This window comes from Streptomyces sp. NPDC006265 (genome assembly GCF_040613555.1).
Taxonomy (GTDB): Bacteria; Actinomycetota; Actinomycetes; order Streptomycetales; family Streptomycetaceae; genus Streptomyces.
In genome coordinates this window covers 1-4,602 of the sequence record NZ_JBEXSH010000742.1, presented here as the reverse complement: position 1 = coordinate 4,602, position 4,602 = coordinate 1, and the positions used below count along the sequence as shown (strand labels likewise).

The 4,602-nt window shown below is 72.5% G+C and carries 3 protein-coding genes and 1 pseudogene; all 4 read left to right on the top strand.

Going from position 1 to position 4,602, the window contains the following annotated elements; translation table 11 throughout:
- Window positions 1-479: 479 nt before the first annotated feature.
- A complete protein-coding gene (locus tag ABZ281_RS38870) occupies window positions 480-1,820 on the top strand; it encodes a hemolysin family protein (RefSeq protein ID WP_356662719.1) in 1,341 nt (446 codons plus the stop codon).
- Window positions 1,817-2,830, top strand: coding sequence for a hemolysin family protein (locus tag ABZ281_RS38865; protein ID WP_356662718.1), 1,014 nt, complete (start codon window positions 1,817-1,819; stop codon window positions 2,828-2,830). The genes ABZ281_RS38870 and ABZ281_RS38865 overlap by 4 nt, the downstream gene beginning before the upstream one ends.
- Before the next feature lie 542 nt (window positions 2,831-3,372).
- Window positions 3,373-4,152: an SGNH/GDSL hydrolase family protein gene (locus ABZ281_RS38860; RefSeq protein ID WP_356662717.1), complete on the top strand. Its 780-nt coding sequence runs from the start codon at window positions 3,373-3,375 to the stop codon at window positions 4,150-4,152.
- Between the two features lie 92 nt (window positions 4,153-4,244).
- Window positions 4,245-4,602: pseudogene (locus ABZ281_RS38855) on the top strand (hypothetical protein); the annotation flags it as partial.

The window sequence follows — 4,602 nt, the reverse complement described above, 5'->3', positions numbered from 1 at the left end:
CGGTGCGGCGAGTGGGGGTACCCCCTGCTCGAGCGGAGTCGAGAGCTTGGGGGAGCGTGCCGGGCGTCGTGACGGGGCGAACGTTGCCTGTCGCGACACTAGGGGCTTCTGATGGATCTCCGCAGGAGTGGGAGCGGCGTGCGGTGCGGATGGTCATGTGGCGGAGCCACCTGGCCCTTCGCACCGTGCGGCGTGGAGGTCCCCCGCCCGAGCGAAGCCGAGAGTGGGGGAGTGCGTGCCGGGCGTCGCGACGCTGCGGAGATCCATCAGAAGCCCCCCCAGGCGCCGCCACACCTTCGTGCTCGCGGCCACGCCTTCGTACCAGCGGCCCGGGATAGGACTTTGCCCATCCTTTACTCTTGAATGGCCACTCGGTCCTGCATGAAAGGTTGTGAGCGTCCGCCCATGGGCGAGCCTCCCCGTGCGCGACACCGCGCGTTCCGCCCCGTCCTGGAGAACCATGGAACGGGGGTGAACCGATGACCGAAGTGCTCCTCCTCCTGGCGGCGATCCTGCTCTCGCTCGCCTGCGGCGCCTTCGTGGCCGCCGAGTTCTCCCTCACCACGGTCGAGCGCGCCGAGCTGGAGCAGGCCGTGGAGCGCGGCGAGCGGGGAGCGCAGGGAGCGCTGAAGGCCGTACGGAATCTGACGTTCCAGCTCTCCGGCGCGCAGCTCGGCATCACCGTCACCAACCTGGTGGTCGGCATGCTCGCCGAGCCGTCGATCGCCGCCCTGATCGCCGGGCCGCTGGAGGACCTCGGCGTCTCGCGCTCGGCGTCGCACAGCATCGCGCTGGTGCTCGGTACGGCCGCGTCGACGGTCTTCCTGATGGTCGTCGGCGAGCTGGTGCCGAAGAACTGGGCGATCTCCTCGCCGCTGACCGTCGCCAAGACCGTGGGCAACGCGCAGCGCTGGTTCAGCGCCGCGTTCCGGCCCTTCATCACGCACCTCAACAACACGGCGAACCGGGTCGTGCGGCGGATCGGTGTGGAGCCCGCGGAGGAGCTCGCCTCGGCGCGCGGGCCGCAGGAACTGGCGGCTCTGGCCCGGCACTCCGCGAAGGAGGGCGCCCTGGAGGCCGACACCGCCGAGCTGTTCGTGCGGACCCTGAACCTCGCCGACCTGACCGCGGAGAACGTGATGACGCCCCGGGTGCAGGTCGTCGCGCTGGAGGTGCAGGCGACCCTGGAGGACGTCGCCAACGCGACCCGGGCGACCGGCCTGTCCCGGTTCCCCGTCTACCGCGGGACCCTCGACTCGGTCGTCGGAACGGCCCACGTCAAGGACGTGCTGGCGGTGCCCGCCGAGCGCCGCACCCGGAGCTACGTCTCCGAGCTGATGCGCGAGCCGTTGCTGGTCCCGGAGTCGCTCACCGTCGACCGGCTCCTGGACCGGCTCTCCGGCAAGCGCACGATGGCCGTCGTGATCGACGAGTACGGCGGCACGGCGGGCGTGGCCACGCTGGAGGACATCGTCGAGGAGGTCGTCGGCGAGGTCCGTGACGAGCACGACCCGCACGAGACCCCCGACCTGGCCGCGGCGGGCACGGACGAGTCCGGGCACGCGCTGTACTCGGCCGACGGCTCCGCCCGCGCGGACCACCTGGAACGCGTCGGGCTGCGCGCCCCGGAGGGGCCCTACGAGACGCTCGCCGGACTGGTGGCCACGGTGCTCGGCCGGATACCCGCCGCCGGAGACACCCTGGAGGTCGCCGGCTGGCACCTGGAGGTCCTGGACGCGACGGGACGCCGGGCCGCCCGCGTCCGGCTGCGCGCCCCCCTCGACGACCACGAGCCCGACGAGAAGGGGGTGGAGCTGTGACCGCCGTCCAGCTGCTGATCGGACTGGCGACGCTCGTCGTCAACGCCTTCTTCGTCGGCGCCGAGTTCGCGCTGATCTCGGTGCGCCGCAGCCAGGTCGAGCCCTATGCCGACCGGGGCGACCGGCGCGCCAAGAGCGTGCTGTGGGGCCTGGAGCACGTGTCCGCGCTGATGGCGGCGGCGCAGCTCGGCATCACGCTGTGCACGCTGGTGCTGGGTGTGGTGGCCGAGCCGGCGATCGCGCATCTGCTGGAGCCGGTGTTCCACGCGGTGGGCGTGCCCGAGGGCGTGGGACACGCGGTGTCCTTCGTGATCGCGCTGTCCCTCGCGACCTATCTGCACATGCTGCTCGGCGAGATGGTGCCGAAGAACATCGCGCTCGCCGAGCCGGTGCGCAGCGCGCTGGCGCTCGGACCACCCCTGGTGGCGCTGTCCCGGGCGTTGCGCCCGGTGATCTTCACGGTGAACGCGTTCGCGAACGCTCTGCTGAAGCTGCTGCGGGTCGAGGCCCGGGAGGAGGTCGCCGCCTCCTACTCGGACGCGGAGATAGCGCAGATCGTGAAGGACTCCAGCGAGGCCGGCCTGATCGACGACCGGGCCCAGGAGCGGCTGCGCGACGCGCTGGAGCTGGGCCGCCGTCCGGTGCGGGACGTGGTGATGCCGCTGGAGGACGTGGTGTACGCGAGCGTCGGCATCACGCCGGAGGAGCTGGAGCGGCTGTCCTCGGAGTCCGGGTTCTCCCGTTTCCCGGTGGTGGACGAGGGACGGCGGATCGTGGGCTACCTGCATGTGAAGGACGCCCTGGACGCCATCGGGCGGGATGTGCCGTTCCGGCTGCGCGACATGCGTTCCATCGCGCGCGTGCGGGAGCACACGCCACTGGACGACGTCCTCACGGCGATGCGGGGCAGCCGTACGCACCTCGCCGCCGTCCTCGGGTCGGACGAGCGGATGGCCGGGCTGGTGACCATGGAGGACGTGCTGCGGGAGCTGTTCGGCCAGCGGGCGTGAGGTGACGGGATGCCGGGGCCGCCGTGCGGGACCTCGAGCGGCGGTCCGCCGAACGCGCCGCGCGGAACCCTCGAGCAGCGGTGCATCGAACGCTCCGTGCCGTGCATCGACCGCCCCGTGCGGGATCCCCCGAGCGGCAGTCCTCCGAGGGCGCCGTGCGGATCCCCGGACACGGTCCGCCGAAAGCGCCGCGCCGCACCCCCCAGCAGCAAACCGACGAGGCCGCCGTCCAGTACCCGCGAGCGGCAGACCGAACATCGCCGCCGGACCGGACCCCCGAGCGACAGACCACCGAGAACACCACGCGAGACCCCCCGACACGGTCCGCCGAAAGCGCCGCGCCGCACCCCCCAGCGGCAAGCCGGTGAGGACACCGACCGGCACCCCGTGCGGCAGACCGGCGACGCCGCCGGGCGGGGTCACCGAGCGGCAGACCCGCGACGCCGCCGGGTGGGATTCCCGTGCGGCGGTTCGCCGCCTGCGGGCGGATCGCCGGACCGACCGACTGCTGGGTATGTGCACGGGATACCATTTCCGTCGCCATGCAGACGAACCCCACCTACAGCAGCCTGGTCGCCGTCGGCGACTCCTTCACCGAGGGCATGTCGGACCTGATGCCCGACGGCACCTACCGGGGCTGGGCCGACCTGCTCGCCGCACGGATGGCCGCCCGGACCCCCGGCTTCCGGTACGCCAACCTCGCGGTGCGCGGCAAGCTGATCCAGCAGATCGTCGACGAGCAGGTCGACGTCGCGGCGGCCATGGGCGCCGACGTGATCACCCTGGTCGGCGGGCTCAACGACACACTGCGGCCCAAGTGCGACATGGGCCGGGTCCGCGGGCTCCTGGAGGAGGCCGTGGAGAAGCTGGCCCCCGCCTGCCGGCAGCTCGTCCTGATGCGCAGCCCGGGTCGGCAGGGTCCGGTCCTGGAGCGGTTCCGGCCCCGCATGGAGGAGCTGTTCGCCTGCGTCGACGAGCTGGCCGCCCGGCACGGCGCGATCGTCGTCGACCTGTACGGCGCGCCTTCCCTGAGCGATCCGCGGATGTGGGACGTGGACCGGCTGCACCTGACGGCCGAGGGGCACCGCCGGGTCGCGGAGGCGGTGTGGCAGACGCTGGGCCACGACCCCGAGGACGCCGAGTGGCACACGCCGATGCCGGCGGCGCTGCCGCCGGGCTGGGTCATGCGGCGGGTGGCGGACGCGCGATTCGCCCGGCAGCACCTGCTGCCGTGGATAGGCCGCCGCCTGACGGGCCGCTCCTCGGGCGACGGACTGCCCCCGAAGCGGCCCGACCTGCTGCCGTACGAGGACCCGGCGTAGCCGCAGGTGGAGACGGCCCCGGCGCTCTCGTAGGTTCCGACAAGGACACCCGCGGCGCTGGCCTGCACGAATCGCCAGTAGAATCCGTGCACGTGACTTCCGCTGCCGCCAAGCCCCGCATCCCGAACGTCCTCGCCGGACGCTACGCCTCCGCCGAGCTCGCCACGCTCTGGTCGCCCGAGCAGAAGGTGAAGCTGGAGCGGCAGCTCTGGCTCGCCGTGCTGCGGGCCCAGAAGGACCTCGGGATCGGGGTGCCGGACGCGGCGCTCGCCGATTACGAGCGTGTCCTCGACACCGTCGACCTGACCTCGATCGCCGAGCGCGAGAAGGTCACGAGGCACGACGTCAAGGCCCGGATCGAGGAGTTCAACGACCTCGCCGGGCACGAGCACGTGCACAAGGGCAGACGAGGGGCTGCTGCGCCATGTGCCGCAGCGCGACGGGACGGAC